Source organism: Vibrio sp. (genome assembly GCF_047973365.1).
Lineage (GTDB): Bacteria > Pseudomonadota > Gammaproteobacteria > Enterobacterales > Vibrionaceae > Vibrio.
In genome coordinates, this window is the sequence record NZ_JBKEBW010000042.1 from 16,871 (window position 1) to 40,663 (window position 23,793).

At 42.1% G+C, this 23,793-nt stretch carries 32 protein-coding genes; 2 read left to right on the forward strand and 30 right to left on the reverse strand.

The features are described from left to right. Window positions 1–20: 20 nt before the first annotated feature. The 30 genes from ACK5MF_RS06300 to ACK5MF_RS06445 form a co-directional block, all read right to left on the reverse strand. A complete protein-coding gene (locus ACK5MF_RS06300; protein ID WP_416920438.1) occupies window positions 21–629 on the reverse strand; it encodes a hypothetical protein in 609 nt (202 codons plus the stop codon). 5 nt (window positions 630–634) lie between these two features. Continuing rightward, the gene (locus ACK5MF_RS06305; protein WP_416920440.1) at window positions 635–1,447 is read right to left on the reverse strand and encodes a hypothetical protein; all 813 of its coding nucleotides are present in this window, start codon (window positions 1,445–1,447) and stop codon (window positions 635–637) included. Window positions 1,448–1,535: 88 nt separating this feature from the next. After that, window positions 1,536–1,838 (reverse strand): hypothetical protein, encoded by a 303-nt coding sequence (locus tag ACK5MF_RS06310; protein ID WP_416920442.1) that lies wholly within the window; start codon window positions 1,836–1,838, stop codon window positions 1,536–1,538. A gap of 2 nt (window positions 1,839–1,840) precedes the next feature. Further along, window positions 1,841–2,203 (reverse strand): hypothetical protein, encoded by a 363-nt coding sequence (locus tag ACK5MF_RS06315; protein ID WP_416920444.1) that lies wholly within the window; start codon window positions 2,201–2,203, stop codon window positions 1,841–1,843. Window positions 2,204–2,224: 21 nt separating this feature from the next. Beyond that, on the reverse strand, window positions 2,225–2,584 hold the full coding sequence (locus ACK5MF_RS06320) for a hypothetical protein (RefSeq protein WP_416920445.1): 360 nt from the start codon (window positions 2,582–2,584) through the stop codon (window positions 2,225–2,227). After that, entirely contained in the window at window positions 2,581–2,853 is a 273-nt protein-coding gene (locus ACK5MF_RS06325; protein ID WP_416920447.1) for a hypothetical protein, read from the reverse strand. The genes ACK5MF_RS06320 and ACK5MF_RS06325 overlap by 4 nt, the downstream gene beginning before the upstream one ends. Before the next feature lie 130 nt (window positions 2,854–2,983). Then, a complete protein-coding gene (locus ACK5MF_RS06330; RefSeq protein WP_416920449.1) occupies window positions 2,984–3,427 on the reverse strand; it encodes a hypothetical protein in 444 nt (147 codons plus the stop codon). Continuing rightward, window positions 3,417–3,722: a hypothetical protein gene (locus tag ACK5MF_RS06335; protein WP_416920451.1), complete on the reverse strand. Its 306-nt coding sequence runs from the start codon at window positions 3,720–3,722 to the stop codon at window positions 3,417–3,419. Before ACK5MF_RS06335 ends, ACK5MF_RS06330 begins: the two co-directional genes overlap by 11 nt. 2 nt (window positions 3,723–3,724) lie before the next feature. Then, window positions 3,725–4,327 carry a hypothetical protein gene (locus ACK5MF_RS06340; RefSeq protein ID WP_416920453.1) on the reverse strand — a complete coding sequence of 201 codons (603 nt, stop codon included), beginning with the start codon at window positions 4,325–4,327 and terminating at the stop codon, window positions 3,725–3,727. A gap of 6 nt (window positions 4,328–4,333) precedes the next feature. Continuing rightward, complete coding sequence (locus tag ACK5MF_RS06345; RefSeq protein WP_416920454.1) at window positions 4,334–5,656, reverse strand: hypothetical protein; 1,323 nt, start codon at window positions 5,654–5,656, stop codon at window positions 4,334–4,336. A gap of 162 nt (window positions 5,657–5,818) precedes the next feature. Further along, window positions 5,819–6,181, reverse strand: a complete 363-nt coding sequence (locus ACK5MF_RS06350; RefSeq protein ID WP_416920455.1) for a hypothetical protein — start codon at window positions 6,179–6,181, stop codon at window positions 5,819–5,821. Beyond that, window positions 6,182–6,619 carry a hypothetical protein gene (locus tag ACK5MF_RS06355; RefSeq protein WP_416920457.1) on the reverse strand — a complete coding sequence of 146 codons (438 nt, stop codon included), beginning with the start codon at window positions 6,617–6,619 and terminating at the stop codon, window positions 6,182–6,184. It abuts the gene before it with no gap. Next, window positions 6,619–7,710 (reverse strand): hypothetical protein, encoded by a 1,092-nt coding sequence (locus ACK5MF_RS06360; RefSeq protein WP_416920459.1) that lies wholly within the window; start codon window positions 7,708–7,710, stop codon window positions 6,619–6,621. The genes ACK5MF_RS06355 and ACK5MF_RS06360 overlap by 1 nt, the downstream gene beginning before the upstream one ends. After that, window positions 7,703–8,113, reverse strand: a complete 411-nt coding sequence (locus ACK5MF_RS06365) for a hypothetical protein (protein ID WP_416920461.1) — start codon at window positions 8,111–8,113, stop codon at window positions 7,703–7,705. The genes ACK5MF_RS06360 and ACK5MF_RS06365 overlap by 8 nt, the downstream gene beginning before the upstream one ends. Then, entirely contained in the window at window positions 8,106–8,642 is a 537-nt protein-coding gene (locus ACK5MF_RS06370; RefSeq protein WP_416920463.1) for a hypothetical protein, read from the reverse strand. Before ACK5MF_RS06370 ends, ACK5MF_RS06365 begins: the two co-directional genes overlap by 8 nt. After that, window positions 8,639–8,935, reverse strand: a complete 297-nt coding sequence (locus tag ACK5MF_RS06375; RefSeq protein ID WP_416920465.1) for a hypothetical protein — start codon at window positions 8,933–8,935, stop codon at window positions 8,639–8,641. Before ACK5MF_RS06375 ends, ACK5MF_RS06370 begins: the two co-directional genes overlap by 4 nt. A 45-nt stretch (window positions 8,936–8,980) precedes the next feature. Then, window positions 8,981–9,907, reverse strand: coding sequence for a hypothetical protein (locus ACK5MF_RS06380; protein ID WP_416920467.1), 927 nt, complete (start codon window positions 9,905–9,907; stop codon window positions 8,981–8,983). A 111-nt stretch (window positions 9,908–10,018) separates the two neighbouring features. Then, on the reverse strand, window positions 10,019–10,606 hold the full coding sequence (locus ACK5MF_RS06385) for a hypothetical protein (protein WP_416920468.1): 588 nt from the start codon (window positions 10,604–10,606) through the stop codon (window positions 10,019–10,021). A gap of 54 nt (window positions 10,607–10,660) precedes the next feature. Then, entirely contained in the window at window positions 10,661–11,602 is a 942-nt protein-coding gene (locus ACK5MF_RS06390) for a hypothetical protein (protein WP_416920470.1), read from the reverse strand. Beyond that, window positions 11,599–12,090 (reverse strand): hypothetical protein, encoded by a 492-nt coding sequence (locus ACK5MF_RS06395; RefSeq protein WP_416920472.1) that lies wholly within the window; start codon window positions 12,088–12,090, stop codon window positions 11,599–11,601. Before ACK5MF_RS06395 ends, ACK5MF_RS06390 begins: the two co-directional genes overlap by 4 nt. 9 nt (window positions 12,091–12,099) lie before the next feature. Further along, entirely contained in the window at window positions 12,100–13,173 is a 1,074-nt protein-coding gene (locus ACK5MF_RS06400) for a hypothetical protein (RefSeq protein ID WP_416920474.1), read from the reverse strand. After that, window positions 13,173–14,612 carry a phage terminase large subunit gene (locus tag ACK5MF_RS06405; RefSeq protein ID WP_416920476.1) on the reverse strand — a complete coding sequence of 480 codons (1,440 nt, stop codon included), beginning with the start codon at window positions 14,610–14,612 and terminating at the stop codon, window positions 13,173–13,175. Before ACK5MF_RS06405 ends, ACK5MF_RS06400 begins: the two co-directional genes overlap by 1 nt. Then, on the reverse strand, window positions 14,590–15,066 hold the full coding sequence (locus tag ACK5MF_RS06410) for a hypothetical protein (RefSeq protein WP_416920478.1): 477 nt from the start codon (window positions 15,064–15,066) through the stop codon (window positions 14,590–14,592). The genes ACK5MF_RS06405 and ACK5MF_RS06410 overlap by 23 nt, the downstream gene beginning before the upstream one ends. Window positions 15,067–15,245: 179 nt before the next feature. Then, window positions 15,246–15,890, reverse strand: a complete 645-nt coding sequence (locus ACK5MF_RS06415) for a methyltransferase domain-containing protein (protein WP_416920480.1) — start codon at window positions 15,888–15,890, stop codon at window positions 15,246–15,248. Next, window positions 15,887–17,398 carry a ParB N-terminal domain-containing protein gene (locus ACK5MF_RS06420; RefSeq protein WP_416920482.1) on the reverse strand — a complete coding sequence of 504 codons (1,512 nt, stop codon included), beginning with the start codon at window positions 17,396–17,398 and terminating at the stop codon, window positions 15,887–15,889. The genes ACK5MF_RS06415 and ACK5MF_RS06420 overlap by 4 nt, the downstream gene beginning before the upstream one ends. Beyond that, on the reverse strand, window positions 17,383–18,021 hold the full coding sequence (locus ACK5MF_RS06425) for a ParB/Srx family N-terminal domain-containing protein (protein WP_416920483.1): 639 nt from the start codon (window positions 18,019–18,021) through the stop codon (window positions 17,383–17,385). The genes ACK5MF_RS06420 and ACK5MF_RS06425 overlap by 16 nt, the downstream gene beginning before the upstream one ends. A gap of 372 nt (window positions 18,022–18,393) precedes the next feature. After that, window positions 18,394–18,564, reverse strand: coding sequence for a hypothetical protein (locus tag ACK5MF_RS06430; RefSeq protein ID WP_416920485.1), 171 nt, complete (start codon window positions 18,562–18,564; stop codon window positions 18,394–18,396). Window positions 18,565–18,667: 103 nt separating this feature from the next. Beyond that, entirely contained in the window at window positions 18,668–19,480 is an 813-nt protein-coding gene (locus ACK5MF_RS06435; RefSeq protein WP_416920487.1) for a peptidoglycan-binding protein, read from the reverse strand. Between the two features lie 463 nt (window positions 19,481–19,943). Beyond that, the gene (locus ACK5MF_RS06440; protein WP_416920488.1) at window positions 19,944–20,423 is read right to left on the reverse strand and encodes a hypothetical protein; all 480 of its coding nucleotides are present in this window, start codon (window positions 20,421–20,423) and stop codon (window positions 19,944–19,946) included. A 136-nt stretch (window positions 20,424–20,559) separates the two neighbouring features. Continuing rightward, entirely contained in the window at window positions 20,560–21,762 is a 1,203-nt protein-coding gene (locus tag ACK5MF_RS06445) for a DUF3800 domain-containing protein (RefSeq protein ID WP_416920490.1), read from the reverse strand. A gap of 89 nt (window positions 21,763–21,851) precedes the next feature. Between ACK5MF_RS06445 and ACK5MF_RS06450 the strand changes: the two genes are divergently transcribed. Both ACK5MF_RS06450 and ACK5MF_RS06455 read left to right on the forward strand, forming a co-directional pair. Further along, window positions 21,852–22,877, forward strand: coding sequence for an IS110 family transposase (locus ACK5MF_RS06450; RefSeq protein WP_416920492.1), 1,026 nt, complete (start codon window positions 21,852–21,854; stop codon window positions 22,875–22,877). Between the two features lie 740 nt (window positions 22,878–23,617). Beyond that, the coding region (locus ACK5MF_RS06455) for a transposase (RefSeq protein ID WP_416920255.1) at window positions 23,618–23,793 on the forward strand (176 nt) is incomplete at its 3' end.

A 23,793-nucleotide genomic window follows, 5' to 3' on the forward strand; every position in this document is an offset into this window, starting at 1 on the left:
TTTAGCTGCACTTCGGGTGATTACATGGGGATTTCACTTGTGGCCACAATACCTTTTGATTCATTTGTAACTAACCACTGGTTGTCTGCTGTAGTTAGCATGAATTTGGTATCTCCGAATCTCACATCTAAGTAAGTCCCGGAAGGATTCGCCAAAATACTTAACACTTTGAGCAATTGATTAATCGTAAATTCAGAATTGGATTGTGTGGCTATAATGCCAAGCCCACTGAATGTAGCGATCCATAATCCAGAGGCGGTTGTAAGTTTTGTCGTTGTTTGTTCAATGTTTGCAATATTAATAACTAAGTGCCTTGGATTAGGTTTTTTATACTCAATGACAACCCCATTTCCGAGAACCTGCCTAATTAAAAAAGTGTATGAGTCATAAACCCCAGCTGTGGCCATTGCGTCCAATATCGCCATATAGTTTTCTGCAAAAAAATCCCGATCAATATTGTTCATCACAGGAAATGTGCCATTGTCATAGAGAACGTAGCCGAAGACTTTTGATCCTATGACTTCTTGGTTCATCTTAACCAATTCGTTAATTAGTGATTCTTGCTTTGCGGTTAACGAAATACCATAAAACAATTCACTCATTTCATCGTTTCTAAATAATTGAGTCATAGCGATTACTCAAACGTAACATTGGAGATATTAAGTGAGGGCGTAAACTTGATGTTATATGGTGAAATATAAGGATCTGTTTGCCACGTATCCCCACCATCCAGAGTGTATTCGGTGATGATTTCCGATGCGTAAGGCGCATCTCGATTTATCTCAAGATAACGTTCGGGCTCTACATCCATTCCAACCCAGTAATACGAATCAAAGTTTTCCAAAAACAAACGCACTACTGTTTCTGGTGTATCGACTATGGACGTGGAGTTTCTGGATAGTCGAATCCTGATCCGAAAAAGAATTTCCTGCTCTGTCGCCTTAACCCAACGATAAGTTTCTACTCCGCCCTCACTAAGAACAATATCCTGTTCAATATCGCCAACCATGTAGGTACTCGCAACAACACAAGAACTTTCCATGTATTGCGCTATTTTCAAGTTGAGTTGTGCGCTAGGTGTGTAATCAATCGCAACGTGCATCTTTCCTGAATCAGCTTCAATCATCTGCTTAACCGAAGAACGTAGCCCAAACTTCTCACGTAGCCCTGCGATCAGTGCGTTAGGCGTCGTTGTCGGATTTTCAATTTTTAAGTTCGCAGTTTGGATAAACTCCGACATCTTTAAAAACGTTTCAGCCATTACGGTGTCGGCATACATATCGATCTGTGCGGCAGCGTAATAAACCTTGTATTCATCGCTAGCAACGAACGTGTTGAACGCTATGTTTTTGTATTCGTCCCTAGAATTAATAAAGGCGCTGTAATAGCGCCCAATATGAGTATCAAAGTCTTCGGGGGTTGCCCCGCTTGTTGAGTCCCACTTCATTAAATTTGCCTTATGTTATTTAGTATCAAGCTGTCATTGCTGCAGTAACTGGTACCACTGAGATTGGTATCATTTCCTATTTTGCTACTTAAACGTATGCGCTAGAAAATGTTTGCTGCCCTTCGGTACCAGCAATTGAGTAGCTGAGTTTTAAGGTAAAATCGCTAACATCAATTGAGCTTTTCAAGATAAAAATTGAACGTTTAATGGATTCATCAATAATCCACGTATTAAAAGCATCAACGCTGAATTCTGCTCCGGGTATATCCCAGTACTGATAATCGAACCCAACATCAAGGGCGTAATACAAACTACCCTGCTGCGTCTGCAGCTCATTTTCAAAACGGGCAACGTTACGCGCTTTTCCGAGAAAACCAGTTAATGAAGTCATGATTACCTCAGTTTCAACTCTTCTAATTCAGATTTAAGATTTTCTAATTCACTTTTAGCGCCGGCATCCAACGTTTGTTTTGTACCAACGGCTGGCGAACCCGAACCACCGGAAACGGCAACAACAACTTGTTGTCCTGCAATGCTTATCGCTTGTTCGGCTATGCTGATAGCCTTGTTTACAATGATTTGAGCATCTAGCTGTGTGTTGGTTAGATAGATTGAGAATTCATGCCCCATTAAAAGAAAGCCTTCACTGTCTTCCTGACCCGCAGATACGTTGATCACATCTTTGGGCTTTTGGGTTTCCTCTTCGATATCAACTTCAAGCTGTGTATCTTTAATTCTCGCTTTGAGTAATTTCATTTTAACCTCAGACGTTGAATTCTATTCTGTAACCGTTAATACAGCGGCATCTGAATAAACCTCACACCCATCCCGTCCAATGATTACTGTCCTGTATTGGAATCCAGACGAGTCCAATGCTGCGTGCCATGGTCCTAATGTTTCTGTCTGCCAATTGGGTAAAAAGTCAGCGTCATACCAACATGGTGTCAGTGCACAACTGGATTCTTGCCAATATATCGAAACATAATTTTCTGCCACAACAGAGAACGAAATACTCTCATCGACAATAGCTGTAATAGACTCTGGCTGTTTAAGTATTCTAGGATGCTCACTCCCCTCCTGACTGAGTGATGACACGACGATGCCTTGGCGGTGTGGATTGTGTACATAGTAAGTCATGAAACATCAATCCTTACCGACGCTTGGTTAAAGGCTTTATGAGGCTCTACCGCTGGAGTATGAAACAACTTATCGCCAACCTTCATCTGGAATGAAATCCAATCCCTCACCAGAATCCCTTCATAATCGGTCGGGGCTTCAGTTCCTGTATAAATATAGATATCTAAACCTGTGGTACTTTGGTTTTGAACCAACACATTTGAACCGTCAGGAACATCTGCATCAGTCCATTCCCCAAACACCGACACTTGTTTTGCTAATGTTGTCATGATCCACCCATTATAAAAAAAACCACCGTGATGGTGGTTGGTATCAAAATGTGGCTTTCGCCCTAAAAGAAAAGTTTACTTTTGGTATCAAGCTGCCGTTGCTGCAGAAATGCTACCGACGAAAATGGTATCACTCTAAAGAAAGCACACCTTTGAATATTCCGGTTGCCAAGTCAAAATCCCCATCTATAGCAACGATACGCCGACCGTTATGCGGGTAATTCAACTGGGGGATATGGTTGCACACGTATCGATACACATCTAATTGAATGGTTCTATCTGCACGTTCTGTGATTTTTTCAGTATTCACAAATTCACCGCAATTCACGTCAAACGTATAACCAAGCTCTTCAAGAAAATCATTAGCACAAGAAACCGCTCGCGTTCGGGGTTGTACTTCATCTAAGAACGCAGCCCCTTCTATCATTTGCTTTGGTACTTCTGCATATTTGGCAAACGAGTAACCCAGTGACGTTGGCACAAGTACCGGAAGTGACGCTGCATTCAAATGCTGCCGTTCCCAGTATTCCATCGAAAACAGATAGTCACTATCTAACGTAGCTCTAACTCTCATTTCTAATACCTAATAACGCATAGCCGTTACTGCGCTTTAGCGTCGCGTATGAGCCATCCGGTTTTACGTAAAATTCACCGTTTTCATAAACAGGCAAAAACTGGTTTCTGAAAACAAAAGCGACTTTCATCGTGTCATAATCCGGCACAACTTCATTATCAATAACGTTGATAGTTATATTGTCACCGTCTACTGTGTATTCATTGATGATTTGAGGCAGACCACGTTCAACTAATGCATCAACACTCTCCACACGATACCAGTCGAAATCACTTTGGTTTAAATCTCCAAGCATACTTACTCCGTTATATTCGTGTCTTTGGGTATCGGTTCAGCTTCTTTGGGTGCCTCTTTTTTCTTTACTAAAGCACGCTCCTTCCGTTGCATCTCAAGAGTTATAACTTGCTCTGTCGTGTCTGCTTTCGACGCTTTAGCCATATTGATCAACGTGCCGCCAATGATGACCATTTCTTTGCTAAAAAATGAAACTCTGGGCAATGCGTCTTTTCTGGAAAACATCAAACTAGCAAAACCGAAAAGCGCGTTAATGAAAGTGCTATCACTAGTTTTTAGTGTGATAGTTACTGAATTGACGTTGCCTTTTAAGACGATTTCACCATCACCTATGACATCAATGCTCTTGACCATCCCTTGCTTATATCCGTCAGGTATGGCTCCGATTAAATCACCAACCAAAGGAACAGGTATAGGAGTGGTTGAGCGTAGATCATGAAGCTTTTCTGTAAGCTCAGCTATTGTCGCCTTTTCCTCATCTGAAGGATCTGCTTTTACTTTTAACTCCATGAGCTTTTGTGTTTCTTCATCAGATAAAGTCCGATCCAAATAGAACACAAAAACCGGAGGCGCTTTTTTTAATAAATCAGGGAATAGCTTTGGCATATGTCCTCATTTCATCGCTTTTGCACCCGTGTCGCCACGGTTTTTATTGTTTTCGGCATCTTGCTCAACAATCGAAATCATTGTTTGGTTAATCTCAGCGCCTTTTGCATCAAAAAAATCCAACATATGTCGCCAAGCATTTTTACCAGTGGCGGCTGTGACCGGGTTATACGTACCAAAATCCCACGTTTTTTGACCAAATTGTTTCCATGAGTCGAGCTTGTTTATTGGCAAGTTTCCAGCATCTACCAGTTCACGCCATCGCCTGGACGCTCCTTCTGAGTATGTTGAAACATCACGAACAACGGCTTCACCACCACTAATTACAGCGATTTCAGCTTTATCGGCGATAACTTGCCCTTTGACCTTTAGATCTAAAACCTCAAGATGTTTTTGTGTAACAGCCTCAGAGGATTTATCTGAAGCAACAACGGTTTCTGCTTGAGCGACATTAGGACCATTAATAACCTTATCCTCAAACTGGTCAGACGCCCCCCTAGCCAAGGTATTGGCTGCCTTGTCATTTCTATTTAGAGCATCCCCCATTTCCTGCGTTCTTACGTGCCGCCCTAACATCGTATCGACAACAGTTTGAAGAGTTAGATCACCACCATTTTTAATGATTTTCTGAAATGGCTTCATAAAGCGTGACACTTTCAATGCATCTTCATCACCGAAAGTTTGGTTCATGTATTGAGCCGCGATTTCTGGCTTCATTTTCGCCATGGTACCCACAAAATCCAAAAATGAATTTTCAACACCTTTTTCCTCTGCGGCCTTTTTGTATAACGCCATTTCCGGACGTTCTAACGCACCGATGAACCCTGACATTATCCCTCTAATATCAGACTGATCTAATCGAGCAGCGATACCAGCAGAGCTCAGTGCAGCATAACGGCCTCTATCGATACCTAAAGCATCGGCGTTGTCACTGAGTTCTGAATTATCATTAATGCGCTCACGCGCAATCTGAGCATAACCAACCGGATCTTCCAGTATTTTTTTTTCGGCGGCTAAACTTACCCCAAGCGCGGCTGCGGCTGCTGCAATGGCTCCTTTCGCAGGAGTGGCGATTACATCCCCCACACCTTTAGACATTGAGTCAAATCCCATCTTTTTCAGAAAGGCTTGTAAGTCGGTTAACTTCCGCTTTACCCCACGAATCCCCTTATCCGCACCGTCTTCAAAACCTTTACCAAACCAATACTCAAAATCATCAGCAGCCTGTCGTGATGTCCGTTGCAGTTCAACTTCCATCTTCTCGGCTTCTTTTCGCATTTTCTGTTCATCGATACGGGGGGCGAGAATAAACTCTGAACTAGCAGTCATTTTGCTGTGCCTCCTGATGTTGCTTTACTGCTCTATATGCTTTTCGTAGTACGAGGGCGATCAGATCGCTGCCGTCAATATCGGGTGTATTTTCGATAATTTCAGCAGCAAACCCATCACCGACGATTCGATATCGCGCCAATTCGTCCAATTCACTGGAACTTAAAAAAAAAGACCTGCGTCTTTCATGCCAGAGCAGTGAAGCAATGTTTCAACAACCATTTCGGCAAGTCTTGGCAGCTCATAGTTATCGATAGACGATGCATCAATTGACATACCATGTTTGTTTTCATGAACACTGACTAAAGCCAACATGTCGTAATAATCGATTCGCTGAACACCCATTAGCTCAATGAGAATTTTCTTACGCCCATCCGTATCGAGAGATAAGAAATAATTTTTGCATTGCTCTTCAGTGACTAATTCGTTTTGCCGCATTGTTCGAGCACGATAAAGATGAAGAACAAACCCACAGTAAGCCATATATGCATTCCAAGCTTTCGTGCCTTTAAATTTATTAATCATTTACGCCACCGATTTAAATGAATCTTTGAAGTTTTTAGGAGCAACCTGAATAACGAGGGTGACATCAAGCGTTGATTCAGATTCATTAGCAGTACCGTTGTGCGGATCATTTTTTAAGATAGCTTTCTTAGCAGTTAGGGTTCGTCCATTTTTTTTGTTAAACGAGGTGAACTGGAAGCGTTCTTCGTTTTCAAAAATTTTTGAATACAAATCAAGATGCTGCTGAGAAACATTGCGTAGTTTTACGTTTAGCTCAATAGGTTGCGTTAGACCAGAGCCAACAATTTCACCGTCACCGTATCCGTTAGGATCGCAGAACATTTGAACCACTTTGGGGTTATTGCGCCCCAACTCTAATACAGAAATATAGCTGTACTCCTCACCGTCATAAACAACGGTGGTTTCCATTTCACCGATTCGAAAAGCACTTCCAGACATTATTGAGCCTCACTAACTTCAATTTTTGCACGCCAAATCGGTTCTGCATCTTTCACCGCTGCCTCACCGTTCACGTAATACGTTTCATCCGATTTCACAATGTTGATATAGTTATCAACGTCACTATCAAGATAGAAATATGGGTAGCCTTCGTATTGCAAAATAACGTCTGCTGCTGCTTCTTCAATATTGATACGCTGAACCGAAGTATTGTTTGGTTGGTTAACCTGAATATATGAAGTGATCGCTTCTTGAGTTTGCAAGCGAATTAGTCGTTTTACATAGGCGGTAGTGATCGCATTACCAGTATTACCGAAAAAACCGAGAGTTGGACCTGCGGAGCCATTTAAGAAAAACGAAATACGCTTGTCGAATAAATCACTACCTTCACTAACTGTTTTAATCGTCGTGGTCGGATTATCACTATCAAGCACGTAGTACTGACAGTTGCGCCAGTACATTTGAGACAAGAGTCGACCAAACGCCTCATAGCACCCCGCATAACAACCATTATCATCCAGAAATACAGTGTCTGATTTTGCCAAAGTTTCAGCTAACGCTTTATCGGCTGTCGCATAGGCTTTAACACCACTGAAATCTGCGAAATCAACCGACTGTGCATCTGCAATATCGATATCGCTAGAAAAACACAGTGTGAAGTAATCCGTAGGGTCAAAATCAATAACGTTTTCATCTGCCGGATCGACTTCTGTCGCAAGAACCAAAAGATACACTTTAGACAGACCACCAGTCATAAAGAATGAAACGTCTGTGTTATCCGTATATTTAGCAAAATCTGTAGCATCATAAATTGGCGCAACTTTAAACTGCGTTGGATCCGTAAATTCACGAGTCGCTATCGCAGATTTCCCCGTTTTTAAGTTTTTAACTTCAACTTGTTTTTTGACGTTCTTTAATTTGACCTTAGTGATAGCTTTTGCATTCTCCGCTTTCGCAGTTTTAGGCTCGCCTTTAATATAATTCCCCGCCACCATGACCAAGCATTTTTTCAAAAAGCTATAGTCCACTTCAGTCGCGGTTTGGGCTTCACTAATCCCCACCGCATAATCAAAAATAAGTGTATTACTCATAATCTACCCACTTGAAATATTTAACTGTTTCGCGCGTTTTATCGAACTCGATTTCACACGCAAAATGAAATTCCTTAGACACAGAAAGAACGCCCACGGAGAGCCAATCCGATTCAGCCTCCATACTCACTGACGCAAGAGAGTTTTTGTTATCACTCCGCTTTTTGTATTTATCAAAACGACTCCCCAATACGCCAAATACAGGTTTATCTCGCCCCATATCAGCTAGCGATAATCGAATGGTTCCAAAAAAACGAATATGTGATTCAGAAAAATATTGTTCACGCACACTTAGGTATTCGACATAAACGATATCAGCCCCATCGTGTAACGCCCCTGCCCAATCAACAGCCTTAAGATTAAATATGTTGTTAATCTCAGCGTGTAACGCTTGTCTAAACATATTGAGCCTTTATCGAGTTAAAGAACGTTCCGGTGTCCACCATCGGCCAGTCAAAGCCTTTGCCTTGAACTTGATGTCCGTTGTAACCAATGCCGCCCTTAATCGTAGCTGTAGAGTTACTACCGTAATCCTTTCGCATGATTGGGTTTCGAATCAAAGCCCTTGCGCCACTCTCGATACGCCTAATCATTTGCGGACTTGGATGATCAACTCCGAACACTTTGATTAATTCGTTAGTTACTCGAACAACATCTTGGTTAAGAAAATGACTTTCCGCTTTCGTGAATACCCCGTAACGAGTATCCATGTACTCGGCAAGCTTGGTTAGTTTAAGAGTGGACTTACCAGCATTGCCCTTTTTGACCCTTGATGCTTCTTTTCCCTGAAATGATTTAAGAGGCTCCGTTCTATCCGTTTTTTTTGCCGTTTTGTTTTTGTCCAAAACACCAATACGAATATGATGTGAATTGAATTTTTTCACCTCTTCTTCCAAATCAGTGAAATCAAGCTCGATATCTAACTCAATCATAAGCCACCCCCGATTATAGGAATTCGAGCAGGCTTAACGGTTGGCTGTTTATCCGAGAGAGAATAACCATTTGCCTCAGCCAAGGCTTTTAAGCGAACCAACATGAAGCGCTTATTGCTATCTTGCGACACTCGCTCAAGTAACACCTTTTGAGCAAACTGATAGCATTCTTCTTCACCGTCTGGGTTTGCGTTCACAGCATTAGCAAAATCGATTTCTTTCTGCGTCATCGACTGACTTCCGCAATTTCGCAAAATCGTATCAATGGTGATTTGTGCATCTTCTGAAATCATAAAAACTCCTTAAAACAAAGGGAGCGTATCGCTCCCCGTAGGTTCTTATTTTTTCTTAGCCAAGGTCTTAGCTTTTAATGCTTTAGAGGCGGCAGTTTCTGTTAACTGGTAACAGTACGCGCCTTTTGACTCAAGTTCGTTAGCCGCACTTTCGTAAGTAAACAAACTCTTTTGTGTTAGACCGTGAGAGCCTGTTTCCTTTGAATAAATACCGGGCATAGAACCATGGTGGTTATTGATGGAAGGACGGAACGTTAAAGAAATGTGAGATTCGGTACCAAGAATAGAAGGTACTTCAACCATTTTCACATTTTCATATGCACGTTGCACTGCTGATTTACCGGTTACAACATCACCACCCGAAGATGTGATCGGCTTACGCATAATCGCGGCAATATCAGCGGTATAACTCAATGTCATATTGATATGCTCAGCTTCACCAGTTCCCAACCGTGTCGTTTGCTCTTCATACAGAGCGTTAATCACAGTCAACACAGAACTGATATCCGAAACAGCTACGACCGTAGAATCGTATTCCACCGCATTTTTATTTTGCATCATACCTGTGTTGCCATGTGAGCCATGGAACTGTTCATAGTCATACTGCATCAAAAGACGATTTAAGATGCCTGCGTTAATGTTTACATCATTGACGCTCTGCATATTTGATAAACGGAACTCAATGTGAGTAGGTTGGCGATGGTAAGAAAATTCAACTTCTTTCGCATGGGCTTGAGCAAGCTCAGTAGTGGATGGAGTTAACGCTTCGGCAAACTTGTCATCAGGGAAGCGTCCTGTTACATCATAACTAATGACAGTAACCGTAGTTTGTTGCAGCTTTCCGTCAGAATAGTTTTCATCATTTGCCGCTAAGTTTGGGGTATACGGAATATAAGTCCGCTTGTTGCTACCCATGATTTTTGCGTTATAGCGGCGTTCTTCTTTAGTTTTACATACAACGTTCGTTGCCATTTTCAATTTCCTTCTGGAATCAAAAAGGGCTACACCGGTCATTTGGGTATAGCCCTTTTAGTATCATTTTGTTGTTGACCACGTTCTGCAGAACATGGAGTTTGGTATCAGTTATTTTTTAGCTGTTTTTGATGATGCACTTTCAGGAGTTGGGGCAGCGGCAGCAGCTGAGGCCGCAACCCAACTGGCATCTTGTCGATTGTACGGAGTGCCATCAACTGGCGCTTCCTCAATTCCAGTAGAGCCACCAGTACCTGCCGGAGCGGTACCACCATAAGCAGTAACCAAAACGCAATTTTCTACCTCCTCGCTGTTTTCATCCAAACCAACGACATCAATTTCATCAACCTTACCCATAATGGTTGTTGAACCATCAGCACCGGCAGCAACAACTTCACCCGTTACGTTATCGACAGCAAAAGCGTTACCAACCGATAAGGCTTCACCCTCTTTCACACGTAAACAAATGCTTTTACCTTGTTCAATAACTCCTGTTACTTTACGGACAGAACACAAGTCATGAACGGCGAAACCTGCAAACGCGGTTCCGTTATATGTGGTAACCGTTGGTTGGCTACCACTAACTGCTACAGAAGATACCGCCACACCAGCAACAAGTTCACCTTCAAACACACAAGCCGATACAACATCGCTATTGCCCGCATAACGAGTTGCACCTAGTGGAATTTTACGAGCCATTATGCTCTCCTTATATTTCTAAATTTCTGTTTTGTTAAAAATGAATTGCGTTGTTTACGCTGCTTGAGAGCCTGCTGCCGCATTATTTGGCAACTTACCCTGCTCGAAAATGGAGCCGTAATCTTCCATGGCTTTGCTTTCTTTAGAGCCGGTTACTTCAGAACCTGATTCACCAAGTTTGTTTTTGTTGAAAAGTGCACGCTCGACTAAAGGCCACGCTAACTTGCGATCAATTTCGTGTGACTTAATGCCTTCTTTTAGGATTTTGTCTTTAACCGCTGTACGGTCACGTTCTTCTAGCAAATCAAGCATCTTCTCATCTTTAAAGAACGCTCGTACTGTCGCTGCCGCAAGTCCCTGAGAACGCTCAGTCGGAGTCTTAGCCCACTTATCAACATCTTCTTTTACTTCTTTGATGTTGAACCAGTCAGGAAGCATTTCTTCGTTTTCTTCGATGAATTTGTCGAACTCATAACCAAACGCGATCGCTTCGGTCAGATCCGCTTCCGTGTCCTTAGCTTCATTTTGCTTATTGAAGTTGTTAAGCATTCGAGCAAGAACATCATCATCGCCATCACCTTCTGGCTTTTTGCCCGTTAGCATTTCAGCAATTTGATCTTCAATGGTTTTCTCTTTTTTCTGACCACTGCCTTTTTGCAAAAGCTCTTGCAATTTAGCCATATCTAAACCGCTTGTTTGCTGTTGTTGCTGACCACCTGCCATACCAGCAAGTAATTGCAGCATCTGAGGGTTAATCCCGTTTTGTTGCTGTTGTTGACCACCAACGGCTGCGAGCAATTGCAGTATTTGAGGATTGATAGCGTTTTGCTGCTGACCAGTAACGCCGCTTAACATTGCAATGAGTTGTTGCGTTGGGTCTTGTTGTTGGTTACCAGTCAAAAGCTGCAAAAGTGGATTTTGGTTGTTTTGCTGGTTCATACCGAACATTTGTGTGTTACCACCCAATAGCAGCGCAAGTAGTTGTTGGGGATTCATGATTTACCTCGGTTTATTTTGTTGATAATGGGTTGGGCGTGTTGTTGCCCGGATATAAATTTCATTCCGCACTGACAGTTGTACTCAACCCCAAGCCCGAGTTTTTCAGCCTGTTTGATAGTCATACGTTGTCCGTAGTGTAAAGCGTGTGTGGCGCGCTCTTCCTCTGCTGAGGATGGTTGCCACTCAATGATCATTTCGTCGGCATGTTCAGAATCAGCAAGGCTTTTGGTTATCTCGCTGCTGAGTGTGCCGGTCATGGTATTTTTGATATTGGCTGCGAAGTCGATATTCGATCTGTTTTTCGAATTTTCGAGCCGTTTGATAGTCATGTAGGCATTAGATTTAGCGCCCATGAGAACTGAATATTTGTTGATGAGCTTTAATTGCTCACGCTGCATTCCTCCTCTTTCGTTATAAATGCGGTCAAAGTCAATCCCAAACCAATCAAGCAGGTTCTCAGCCATTACGTAAGGGAACAGATACATATGCCCTCCTTACTGTTTTTTGCTAATCCCCAACTCAGCCATTGGTAAAACGGTTTCAACCATTTTTCGCTTTTCGTCCTGAGTAAATAGAGAACTCATTTCGATCGAATTTAAGAAATTAGATATTTCTGGAAGTTGCTCAATATCTGGTTTGATTTGGAAATCAGAGCCGAATACCGATTCAAACACGCCCCGTAACACTTCATTAAAATCACGGATTGAAGCAAGGCGATTTTGTTTCCGGTCACCATCACCGATTGAATTCAGTGAACCGACCAACTGACCGTTAATGAACGACATTGGACGACCCGTTGCGTTACAAATAAGCGAGTAAGCGTATTCCAATTGTTCTTTAGTTGGCTTCATATCCACTTTTGGCATCTCAACATCAGATTGAGAATCGATATACGCACCACGACTTTCTTTTAATGCAGTGTTTATTTGATTGATCTGAGTCTCAACAGCAAGCAACACTTCTCGATCAGAAATCAGCTCATTCAATTTGTCGATTTTGAATAACAGAGCCCCACCGACACGAATCAACTTAGCAGCCCCGACAATGGCATCAAACACCATTCCGAAATAGGCTTCTAATAACTCAGTACGATGAAACTCTTCAAAATCCAGTTCAACCAAATCAAGCTTGTTCTCTTTTTTATCAAAAACGGTATAGGTGCGTTCTTCAAAAAAGAATGCATGGTTTCGTCCTGGTACCGGGCGTTTCCGCAAAACAACCTTAGTTTCATCCGCCATAGCCTCAACAATGTGATACATAAGCCCACGTCGAAGCTTTGGCGAGTGAGTATCAAAAATCGTTTTCGAAAAATCTGAATTTCCAACGGCATCTGGTATAGCCACTATTTCTAATGTCACATACATAATGCGTGAGTAGAGCTCACGAATAGCGATTTCGATATATCGAGCCCTCGCCATTGAGAACGGGTCAAACTCGGTAATTACGGGCAATAGTCGCGGGTCTTTAGCCCGAAGAAATTTGTAATACGCTTCGAAATCTTGTTTTTTATCAGGAGGCGATTCAGAGCCACCAGCGCCTTTCTCTTCTTCCTCTGGGAATAAGGCCATTAATGTCTACCTCTTATTTTTATTTTGTCTGAAACAATGCCGCCTCTGACTGCTGCATTAGTCAGTGAGTCGGGACCATCATCGTATTCAGCATCTTTGTTGAATTTGACGCAGTGAGTTAGCCATGTTTGATTCGACCAATTTTCAACAAATCTGAGCCGCATCATTGCTAGAAATGCACCTACCCTAAAGATCCGGTCATGCTTATCTCCTAACGTTGTTCTTGGCGTTGCATCGATACCACGAACAGCGAAATAGTCTTGAGGTGCTGTGCCTACCCCGTTGTCCTCGTAATAAAATTCAACAACCGGAAATTGGTTTATCCGTTCTGCAAGTTGATCAATTGCTGCATTCCATGATTGATGGAAACAGAAACCCCATGCGAACACATAGCCACGCAATTGGGCGATAAACGTTAAAGCAGTAAAATCCCCGCCTTTGAAAGACGGGTCTAGGAACGCAATACAAGGTGGTGGTTCATCACTACTTTCTGCAGTAATTACCGGAGTATCCATAAACGGGTAACCCGATATTTTGGGTGATGGTTTACCTAGCCATACGTGGTCGTAATACACCTCACCCATTTCCGCTTTTGCCTGAGCTAGTAATTGCAGGTCTTGATAACGAACGGGTAAGTCGAAGATGTTGATATGCTCAATTCGAGCGTTTTCGCCAAAAGTTCGCACTTTGGTGATAACCGGGTCTTCTGCGAAGTTGGGATTCATTGCAAAGAAGAATCGCGCCTCGGTGACATCAACCTCTTCATCACCGAAAGCTAGTTTTAGCAGCCGTTCATATTCAGCGGTAAAGGAAACCTGACCAGAACGGTTAACCGTAGGAAAGAGCACGTTAAGCGAATCTTCAGAGGCATCTTGAGCCTCATCCATAAACACCATACGTACTTTGTGCTTACCTTTGATTTTATTGACCTGACTAAAAGCCGTTTTACCACCCGTTGCTCGTAATCCGGTAAAAGCAAATTCAACATTAGTCAGTTTGTTTATCACCTTGTTGTTGGTGATTTTGAAATACGCTTCGAGTCCCGCCTGTTTAACCAAATCGACAACGACCGAATATACCGAATCCTCAATTGAGTTCTGGATTTCACGCAGGATCAAAAAGAGTGAATCGCGGTATTTCTCGTCAAATGATTGCTCTAACATGTAGCAGATAATCGCAAAGGTTTTACCTGAACCACGGCCACCTTTTAAAACGATGTACTTAGCAGCTGCATCACCAAACAATTTTCGGTAAAGCGGTGGTATGCTGAATTTATTCGCCACCTTTTTAAATGAATTTTTTGCGTATTGCGTAAATAAAAAATCCAATTCCTTCCGTTCTTCATCTGAAGTCAATTTAGACAAAATTAATTGAATGTCTTTTTCGGTGATATTGCATACCCAATCATATAAATTTTTATTCTTTATCGTCAGAGTCATGCAGACCTACCTCAAGAAGTGCTAATAACTTTTCTTCCAGTCTGCTTTCGACTTCATCCTCTGACATATTTTCATCAATAACTGGAGCCTTATAGTTTGCTCGATATCTCGCTGGACGATTGGCAGACATTAAAAACATGACAATTCCTGCATGACGCTTTTTAACTGGAACTGTCTTTTTTTGACCATTGTTATCCACAACGACTTTATAGTCAGTATCCCCATTCACAGCCATATCGTAGGCAGTGGCTTCTAGCTCGTCATAGCGTTCCTCCATAATTTCATTAAAACGCTTGGCAAATGCTGGATCTGAATCTTTGTAGTCATAAACGCTAGAACGAGAATACCCTGCTAACTTTGCTGCTTTAGCAACTGTCATTGTTAGCCCACCGTTTTCTAAAGCTTCAAAAAACTTCTTGTCTCGCGCTCGCGTTCTTTTGGTTCTGCGAGACATTACTACCTCCCGATTTTTAAAATCGTATTTTCAACCATTCTATCGAATCCAAATTGTCCGAAATGAAAACAAAAAAAATCGCCACAATCCCTTTGGTAAAAGAGACTGAAAAGCGATTTTTCTATTTTCGATTATTTCCAGAATTACTTGTTTTGTTATCCCATTAACCGTTTGTGTTACTAACCTTCAAACAAATAACCGCAAAATTCACCTATCTGAAACCACTTTTGAAACGATTTCAGCAATTCTGGTTTTATTGGCCTTTGTACTCCTGAAAGCGATAATTCCTTTTTGAGAATTTCTGCAGCATCACAACCAGCGGCTAATTTGTTATGTAGGCTCATCCGATTAATCACGGTACCGGCATAACCTATTGATGATTCCACTTTGTCCATGATGAGAACGCAGCCGCCTTTATTGACGTTTTTCATCAATTCAATAATGAGTGTTTCTCTATAGCTGGGTTTAACAAACATTAAGCTCAGGAACAGAACACAGACGTCAAAACGAGGAATTTTGAAATTCTCGATATCCTCAACGGTTAACTCACCCACACCGATAAACTGCTTTTTCATTTCAGCAGAATTATCGATATTGATGACCCGGGCTTTTCTTGATTGAAGTACTTCCCTAGCACTGTTAGTCACATTGCCAATTGCACAACCTAAATCTACGAATACACCGCCTTGTGGTAAGTAGTTACGAATGAAGTGTACTGTCATGCTCGTTGCTATGTTGTACCAAGGAAGTTGTTCTCTTACGTGGTTATCAAAGCTCTTCGCTATCTGCTCATCTTTAAACGTCCATTCATCTGGAATATTCATAGTGATACCCCCAAACGATGGCTGTAAGCATCTAGTGCTTGTTTTGCTAGCCCCATACGAGAGCCATCCGGATACGGCAGATTAAATTCAAACTCAATCGCCGCTTTTAAATCACGCAAAATACGAGTGCGGTTTGATTTCGCGCATATCGCCCGAACGTTGTTGAGCTTGTTATCGACTTTCACGACATCGAAATAGCGCTTGAATAAGGCGTAGAACTCGCTCGGTGAATGGTATTTCTGTACTTTGGGCTTTTCTTTGAAATCACCAATCGTAATACCGCTTTCGTAATCCAGTTTGAATGTAGCGTATTTGGATTCTCTTTGACTTAATCCATCAGCACCTTCAACAAACCGATAACTGGCACAATCTACAGAAACCGCACAAGCGTATAACCTTGTTTTCTCACTACACAGTGCAGCACATAAACAAGCAATGTATTGTCGGTCTTGTTCAAAAGGCACACTATTAAGCACCGAACTGATGAATATCGAGGTATAGCGTTTTTTCGATTTGATATCGTGAATAAACGCTTTAGCTATCTCGATACTTTCTTGAATATTGATAGTGTCATTCTCACCCAAACGAAATGGCTCAAATGGGCTGACAGATACACCAACCGAACGCAGTAAGTTCGTTTCGGTTAAATGCCCGGCTCCGAAATCAACCACTGAGGTACCGTGTTGTCGTTTCCACTTCTTGCTGTTTTTCGGTTCAAGGATATCGAACTCTTTAGAACGTGCATTCGGTGCAACCGCAAAAACGAAACCTTGCCCAAGTTCAGAACGCTGGCGACGAGCGCGACGAAATGAGTTGTAGCGAAGCAGCTCTTCATATCGGCTATGAATATCAAAATCCATACTGAGAAGATTCAACATGGCATCACTGAGTTTGGCTTCTGCGTCACTGATGTAAACCACATCGATGTGCTCAAAGCCTTTCTCAGCAAAATACTGTAATCGTCCTATTCCGTTAACCACTCGCTTATCCGGTGTACACACTAAAGGCATATCGATTCCTTTACCGTGAAGTAATCGAGCCATGTTTCTGGAATAGTTAATCCAGTGGCCACGATTAATCTTCACCAACTCTGAAACCGATTCTTTGGTTGTGTGCATACAGCGATATAACGCTTTACCGCTTTTGTCTTCGATACCCTGACTAAGCTGAACCAAGTCCACTCTCGATAACGCATCAGTAATGTTATCGGGGGTATCTTCCGGTCTTAAATCGTTAGTACCACGGTTAAACGCAATGTTTATCGCTTTCCTGTCGGCTAAATCCATAGGTCCTGTAAAGAAAACGGGGACCTTATCGATCCCCATTGTTTTTGATACATAATGCCTTTGGTGCCCCGAGAGAATTTCACCATTTTCAGAGCAGAACAGTGGAAGCACGAAACCAAGCTTACGAATCGATAATTCTAGAATCTCAAGTCTGCGTGGGTCGGCTTTACGTGGGTTATACGTTGATGGTTCAATGTCATCGATGTTTACGAGTCTAAGCATAGTCCTAGCCTCTTCGTAATTTCATCAATCACATCTGATTTCTCAAATCCCACTTCTCCACGAATGTCATCGTGCCATTGTAAGTAAATCTCACGAGGGATTTTTACCGAGTATTCCCCTATCTGTAATTTGGTCCCTGATTTTTCAATATCACCATCTGGATCACTAACGTGACCATCCGATAATGCGTCAGGGTCAAAATCATCCAAGCTGAGATAATCGATACCTATCAACTCTAAATCGAAATCTTCCAACTCTAACGCTTCAATTTCTGATTTGAGAAGTTCGTCATCCCATACAGAACCATATGGCAGTGCGTTATCGGCAATGACATAAGCTCGTTTCTGCGTTTTGGTTAATCCTTTAAGCACAATACACGGCACAATTTCGATATTAAGAAGCTTTGCCGCTTCCCAACGCCCGTGACCCGCAACAATCTCGTTTTCTTCATCAACCAAGATAGGATTGGTAAAACCCCATTCGGTAATTGACTTGGATAACTCTTCGATGTTTTTAGCACTATGAATGTTGGGATTATTCTCGTTTGCAACTAACTCATTAATTGGCTTGAGAATATACTCGTGCGCTTTTTCAGATTTTCCGTTTTTTACGATTTTTGTCATGGTTTGATTCCTGGTGACTACCTAGAATTTTCACCGCATCTCTGCAGAGGCGCAGTGGGCTTTAAATCTATCCCATGACCGAACGTGTGGGACGGTGGCTGTTAGATGCTCCAACATCTTGCAGTCGCCCACTTTTCATAGAGTTAAAACAAAGCGCAAAAACTTAAATTTGCACTTTGGTTTAAACCCAAAAGAGAACCCATCAACCGATGGGCTTCTCTTACTTCTTAATATTGCAAACGCTCAGCACCACACCTTTGGAATCCTTATCATCACAAGAAGTGGTGCCATTTCGACTGTTTTGCTCAATATGGTAGTTAGTGCAGCCTACAAAAGTGATTGCCACCAGCACTAAGATATAAATTGATTTTTTCATTCTTTTGATTGGCTATCTCCTTTGCAAATACTCACAGCCTTAAGCCCTGTTTCGTTAATACTAACGGTATTCTCGCATTCACTACCATTAGCCCCATTTTCTACATAAGCCACCGATGTGCAGCCACTCATAGCGAATACAAGCAGTGCGATGGTCATCGTTTTCATTTTCACCACCATCTAATTGAATCAATAAAACTAGCTAGCCCGAAAAGGAAAAATACCAACCAGATTAAAGTAAAGCGCCATGCTGTTAGGTACTTATCCATACTCAGCCCCAGTAATATTCATTTTCGATTTGCTTCCACGTATTGCGACCAACTACCCCGTCAGGTTCCAATTCGTTTTTCTCCTGAAAAGCAATAACGGCATCTCTAGTTTTCACACCAAAGATACCGTCAGGTTGTTGGTTTAAATTGAGTTGCAGCTCTCGCACATCAGCACCACGAGAGCCTTGGGAAAGTGTTGCCCGATTGATAAAGCCACCAAAGGCGAGTTTAACTGCACGTTCAAATTCTTTGGCATAGCCGGCAATCACTTCCGCTTTATCTCGGCCATTAATGATTTGTCTCGCACCGACATAATCAGGCTCTTCCTGATCTAAGTAATCCGAATACTGTTTTCCTGTAAACAATCCACTTTTCATCCCGATGATCGCAGCCTGTGTAGAATAAACTGGAATGAGTAGGCGATCGGGTTGAGTGACTAAATCGATGCCTCTTTGCAATGTTCCCACGTTAAAAAGCTGAGAACTCAAACGTTCATAGTTTCGTTTCCACGTCACCTGAACATCACCACGACCGTAATACGTTTGTCCTGTCTCTTCATCGGGGATGCCGTAGTCATATCCCTCACCTTTGCCTATCTCACTAACAGGTTGCATCTTGTAAGCTGTTTCGTGGTACACCGTCGCCAGTGTATAGGCTAGATAACTAACAGGGATTCGTTCACCCATAGATTTCAGCAGTAACCATACTGCCATATAACGAGAAACGCCCCTTTGTTGAGAGGCGCGCATGCAACCATCAAACAAAGAGGCGTTTACTCGAGTAGCTAATGCTACTTGAGACACTTCAATATTCATTTTGTAGACCGTTTAGGTTAGGTTCGGAAAGAGGTATTGATAGGAGAAATGCCAAAAATTAGGCATAAAAAAGCCGCTCTATATAAGAACGGCTAGTATGGGAAATATTAAGGGAAAAGTGTCCGATGGTCAAGAGGCAACGTTTATGCTTTTTATGCCCGTGCTTTTGGCTTACTACAACTTTGAATTTTCTTTGTTTTGAAAAAAGCTCAGATTCTTTGGAATGTAAAACTGACAAGCTTGTCTATCTGCTGTGGTTGGCTGTTCCCAAGCACCACACAAATCCTTATTATTTTCTTTCGTTCGCGTAAATTGCTTACACTTTCCACAACGTTCCATTTGATATCTATCCGAGTCATTTCAAACTGAGATCAACAATAGCGTGATTGGAAACTTCGGCCAAATCAGACCAAAACCGCCGAGCGTTGCAAATCCGTCTTAAAGCGGTTGTTAGAATAATTTTCTACCAATCCTCTCTGAGCTTTTTCACTTCTTTTGCAAAAAGCTCAAATAGAAAATCATAGAACATCATTGTCAGTTGCTTACCATCAATTTCATGTTCATATCTTGCATTAACAAAAATATCACCCCAAGTTTTTAAAGCATCAACCAAGGACTTTGGCATAGACATGTTCGATGCTACTTCCATGTTCTTTATTTGTTGTTGGGTTTCAGGTTGTGAAATAAAATCTGAAAAGTCTTTGGTCAACGATTTCTTTGTTTGTTGATCCAATTGAACAAACAGTTTTTTGAGGCTATGTGTTTGAATTTGGTCCTTACCAGACACGTGACACAAACACTTTAAAAGTAACTCAAGAGACAATGCTTGGTTTACTGTCGCAGGCAGGAACAAGTTAAGATCACCGTCTTTGAAAAGTATTGCACCTGCCTTTCTGTAGCTATTTGCGCTAACAAAAAGGCGCATAGCACTTTCTTCTTTCACAATTACTCCTAATTATTCTAAGCCCCACTAAGAGAGGAGCAAAGCAATACCGATGCCGCCGTACACCACCTTAATCACAAAACCCAACGATGGAATGAAAAACGCCATGCGTTAGAAATCACTCTTAAATGCTTTGTTAACTGGCTGCTTCTGCAACCCTTGGATTAGGTGTTGCTTGAGCTAAAAACTCCGGCATATGATTTGCTGCATTTAGACCACCATCGTGAACTGTGCCTAAATCTTTAGGGTCAACATCAGCAGTTGGCCAAATTTTATTGTGTCCAATAAAGCGATCTAGATTCAATTTATCTAACTCTAGAAAGAAGTAATCCTCCGTTTCACCTCTAGACACACCCGCAGCCCAATACGCAAATGAGCTTGCAATAATGTCCGCGACTTGTACTTGTTTGTGTTTCTTTGAGTCAGCAAACTTGAGGGACTTACCTTTTAGCGGCAAGTCAAACTTACGGCGATCATACCCCAGTTCTACATTTTCCTGAGTCCAATCCATGAACATAGCAAACATCTCTCTTTGTTTTTCAACGCTATGAGAGTCATCGTGAACTAAATGGAAGCCTTTAGGATACTCTTTACCCCATTGAATACATTGTGCAAATAAAGCGGGAATTGACGGATCAAGTGCTGATTTGTCTAAGTTCGCCAGTGCGCTATCAATTACCTGTTTAGTTTCAAGAATCTGATCAATATCAGACTTAAAGCCTTCGCTTGAAGAGGACGCCTTAACCAATTCAACGCTTGAGTAAAATGCTTCAATTGAAGCTGGCGTTTGTTCCTTGATCATGTTGACAAATAGCTTATACATTTCATCAACCAAATCTTCGGAGCAGAATGACTGTAAACAAATGAACAACATATTTGACAAGGCGATATTTTGACCGTTTACATATAAGTCGATTCCTCTAAGGTGCAACATATGTTCAATCAATAAATCTACAATTTTTGATGTGACCATAAATCGTTTTAAGAAAACATTCATCTTCACACTAGTAGGGTTAACCGCTGGATCACGCAACATTCGGATAATGCCATCTTGACCTGCTTTGTTTCGTTTAAGCCTTTTGAAATGAAGTTCACTCTCTGCGCGGGAGCCTATCAACTGAAGAAGTCTATCGGCTTCTTTCTGGGGAAAATCACAACTAGCCAACGTAAATACTGGTTGGTCATTATCCAGTAGATTTGAACCCGTGTTCCCCGACTCATCGAAATAGATAGTAGGAATTAAGCTTAGCTTTCTACGACTAGCTTCAGCCTTTTGGTTCGCTACCTTTTTCGCTTTAGCTTGCTTTTGCATTCTTTTTTGTTTGCTATTTTTACTCATTTTTACTTCTGCCAGTTAACGAATGACATGGATTCCCCCTCCCGAGGATCTGCCACACTTACGTGGTACTTATTAGCACTGGAGGCACCATGTCTGATTATTCTTATTTTGGCGGTATCGATTTAGCTAAAAACCACTTTAGTATTCATGTCGTTGACTCACAAGGTAAAGTGACTCTTCATAAATCGGTTACTCGCTCTAAGCTACTAACCACAATAGCAAATATGCCACCCATGCGTATAGGACTCGAAGCGTGTGGCGGTGCACATTATTGGGCAAGAACGCTTAATAAATTAGGACATGATGCTCGCATTATGGCGGTTAAGTATGTTGTTCCACATAGAACTAAAGGCAAAAACGACCTCAATGATGCAGTAGCTATTTGCCAAGCAGTCCAACATGCATCGACCCGTTTTGTTCCTGTAAAGTCTCCAGAGCAACAAGCCATACTCTCTGTTCATCGAATGCGTGAGCATTGGGTTCGTGAACGTACTGCTCTAATGAACCGTATTCGCGCCTTGCTTTCTGAGTTTGGTCTCATTATTCCTGTTGGACGCTCTTCTTTAATGAAACAAGTACCTCTTATGCTGGAAGATGCCGAAAACGAGCTTCCACACTTAGCGCGAACCGTTATTGCTGACGCATACTACCATCTTGAACAACTCAACCAACGTATTGTAGATACTGAACAAGTGTTCGAGGCTTTTTCAAGGGTGAGTGAAAATGTTCAACGAATTATGAAAGTCAGAGGCATTGGTCCACAAACAGCAACTGCTATTCTTGCCTCTATTGGTAACGGCTCTCAATTTGATAAAAGCCGAGACTTCTCCGCTTGGCTAGGGTTAGTACCAAAGCAGTATTCAACAGGCGGCAAACCCAGATTAGGCAGAATTACCAAACACGGAGACAAGTATCTACGCGCCTTACTCGTCCATGGTGCTAGAACGGTCATTGCTAATCTAGGTGATAAACAAGACAGGCTCAGCCAGTGGTGTCGAGGCGTATTGGAACGACGAGGAATGAACCGAGCTATTGTCGCTCTTGCAGCAAAGAATGCTCGAATTATCTGGTCGCTATTACACAACCAAACGGAATATGAGAATTACGCTGCTTAAGAAACCATAACCCAAGCAGCGTAACAAGAGTTCACCCACCGGGTCATAGCAGACGCAATGGATGGAGATAGGTTAAGACCACTAGCGGAGAGCCTGTTAATGCGGCGGACACATATGATGTCATCTAACGAATAAGGCACCGCTGTCGCGCAAAGTCATCAGGGTCACGATGTTGCGAATCATCGATATAAAGACCGAATGTAGAGCGGCAGTCCAAAACCCATCACTTGAAGTTTAGCGGATGTTTGACAACCGGGGGAATCCATGTAGCCCTGTTAAGGTGTGAGCAACGCAATACCGAAGCCGCCGTATACTACCTTAAACACTAAACGCAACGCATAGTGAAAATGCCACGCGTTGCGAATCACTCTTAAACAGTTTGTTAGGTTTCAAATCGCAATTTGCGTTTTGAGTTACGACGCTTTAATACCCCCCCGACCATAGGAATGGCGACACCAAATGCTAAAGAAGCGATAGATATATACAAACTAGTCCTTGAGTCCGAAAGATATTGATTGACCAAACTATTCTTTTGGATCAGTTCATCTGACAGCTTCAATATATCAGGTGAAACCTTATCGTATTCTGAACCTAACTTTAGACGAATATTGTCGAACAGATCTTTTTGGTTAGATTCCAGACCGTCGAAAGGGTTGCGCGTTTCATATGTAGTGGTACAGTGAATTTGGCCACCTGAATAGAGGTGTTAAGATACACCTCAGAGACAAACAGGTGATTTTATGACAAATCGTACAAGACGCACTTTTAGTGCGGAATTCAAACTTGAAGCAGCACAATTAGTAACAGAGCATGGCTATTCGGTTATCGAAGCCGCTAAAGCAATGAATGTAAGTCAATCAGCAATGGATCGCTGGGTACGGCAACTCAAGCAAGAGCAACGAGGCATTGCACCGAA

Bases quoted from the DNA above. Each gene is read 5' to 3' on its own strand.
- ACK5MF_RS06300 (WP_416920438.1), bottom strand. From the start codon at position 629: ATGACTCAATTATTTAGAAACGATGAAATGAGTGAATTGTTTTATGGT.
- ACK5MF_RS06305 (WP_416920440.1), bottom strand. From the start codon at position 1,447: ATGAAGTGGGACTCAACAAGCGGGGCAACCCCCGAAGACTTTGATACT.
- ACK5MF_RS06310 (WP_416920442.1), bottom strand. From the start codon at position 1,838: ATGACTTCATTAACTGGTTTTCTCGGAAAAGCGCGTAACGTTGCCCGT.
- ACK5MF_RS06315 (WP_416920444.1), bottom strand. From the start codon at position 2,203: ATGAAATTACTCAAAGCGAGAATTAAAGATACACAGCTTGAAGTTGAT.
- ACK5MF_RS06320 (WP_416920445.1), bottom strand. From the start codon at position 2,584: ATGACTTACTATGTACACAATCCACACCGCCAAGGCATCGTCGTGTCA.
- ACK5MF_RS06325 (WP_416920447.1), bottom strand. From the start codon at position 2,853: ATGACAACATTAGCAAAACAAGTGTCGGTGTTTGGGGAATGGACTGAT.
- ACK5MF_RS06330 (WP_416920449.1), bottom strand. From the start codon at position 3,427: ATGAGAGTTAGAGCTACGTTAGATAGTGACTATCTGTTTTCGATGGAA.
- ACK5MF_RS06335 (WP_416920451.1), bottom strand. From the start codon at position 3,722: ATGCTTGGAGATTTAAACCAAAGTGATTTCGACTGGTATCGTGTGGAG.
- ACK5MF_RS06340 (WP_416920453.1), bottom strand. From the start codon at position 4,327: ATGCCAAAGCTATTCCCTGATTTATTAAAAAAAGCGCCTCCGGTTTTT.
- ACK5MF_RS06345 (WP_416920454.1), bottom strand. From the start codon at position 5,656: ATGACTGCTAGTTCAGAGTTTATTCTCGCCCCCCGTATCGATGAACAG.
- ACK5MF_RS06350 (WP_416920455.1), bottom strand. From the start codon at position 6,181: ATGATTAATAAATTTAAAGGCACGAAAGCTTGGAATGCATATATGGCT.
- ACK5MF_RS06355 (WP_416920457.1), bottom strand. From the start codon at position 6,619: ATGTCTGGAAGTGCTTTTCGAATCGGTGAAATGGAAACCACCGTTGTT.
- ACK5MF_RS06360 (WP_416920459.1), bottom strand. From the start codon at position 7,710: ATGAGTAATACACTTATTTTTGATTATGCGGTGGGGATTAGTGAAGCC.
- ACK5MF_RS06365 (WP_416920461.1), bottom strand. From the start codon at position 8,113: ATGTTTAGACAAGCGTTACACGCTGAGATTAACAACATATTTAATCTT.
- ACK5MF_RS06370 (WP_416920463.1), bottom strand. From the start codon at position 8,642: ATGATTGAGTTAGATATCGAGCTTGATTTCACTGATTTGGAAGAAGAG.
- ACK5MF_RS06375 (WP_416920465.1), bottom strand. From the start codon at position 8,935: ATGATTTCAGAAGATGCACAAATCACCATTGATACGATTTTGCGAAAT.
- ACK5MF_RS06380 (WP_416920467.1), bottom strand. From the start codon at position 9,907: ATGGCAACGAACGTTGTATGTAAAACTAAAGAAGAACGCCGCTATAAC.
- ACK5MF_RS06385 (WP_416920468.1), bottom strand. From the start codon at position 10,606: ATGGCTCGTAAAATTCCACTAGGTGCAACTCGTTATGCGGGCAATAGC.
- ACK5MF_RS06390 (WP_416920470.1), bottom strand. From the start codon at position 11,602: ATGAATCCCCAACAACTACTTGCGCTGCTATTGGGTGGTAACACACAA.
- ACK5MF_RS06395 (WP_416920472.1), bottom strand. From the start codon at position 12,090: ATGTATCTGTTCCCTTACGTAATGGCTGAGAACCTGCTTGATTGGTTT.
- ACK5MF_RS06400 (WP_416920474.1), bottom strand. From the start codon at position 13,173: ATGGCCTTATTCCCAGAGGAAGAAGAGAAAGGCGCTGGTGGCTCTGAA.
- ACK5MF_RS06405 (WP_416920476.1), bottom strand. From the start codon at position 14,612: ATGACTCTGACGATAAAGAATAAAAATTTATATGATTGGGTATGCAAT.
- ACK5MF_RS06410 (WP_416920478.1), bottom strand. From the start codon at position 15,066: ATGTCTCGCAGAACCAAAAGAACGCGAGCGCGAGACAAGAAGTTTTTT.
- ACK5MF_RS06415 (WP_416920480.1), bottom strand. From the start codon at position 15,890: ATGAATATTCCAGATGAATGGACGTTTAAAGATGAGCAGATAGCGAAG.
- ACK5MF_RS06420 (WP_416920482.1), bottom strand. From the start codon at position 17,398: ATGCTTAGACTCGTAAACATCGATGACATTGAACCATCAACGTATAAC.
- ACK5MF_RS06425 (WP_416920483.1), bottom strand. From the start codon at position 18,021: ATGACAAAAATCGTAAAAAACGGAAAATCTGAAAAAGCGCACGAGTAT.
- ACK5MF_RS06430 (WP_416920485.1), bottom strand. From the start codon at position 18,564: ATGAAAACGATGACCATCGCACTGCTTGTATTCGCTATGAGTGGCTGC.
- ACK5MF_RS06435 (WP_416920487.1), bottom strand. From the start codon at position 19,480: ATGAATATTGAAGTGTCTCAAGTAGCATTAGCTACTCGAGTAAACGCC.
- ACK5MF_RS06445 (WP_416920490.1), bottom strand. From the start codon at position 21,762: ATGAGTAAAAATAGCAAACAAAAAAGAATGCAAAAGCAAGCTAAAGCG.
- ACK5MF_RS06450 (WP_416920492.1), top strand. From the start codon at position 21,852: ATGTCTGATTATTCTTATTTTGGCGGTATCGATTTAGCTAAAAACCAC.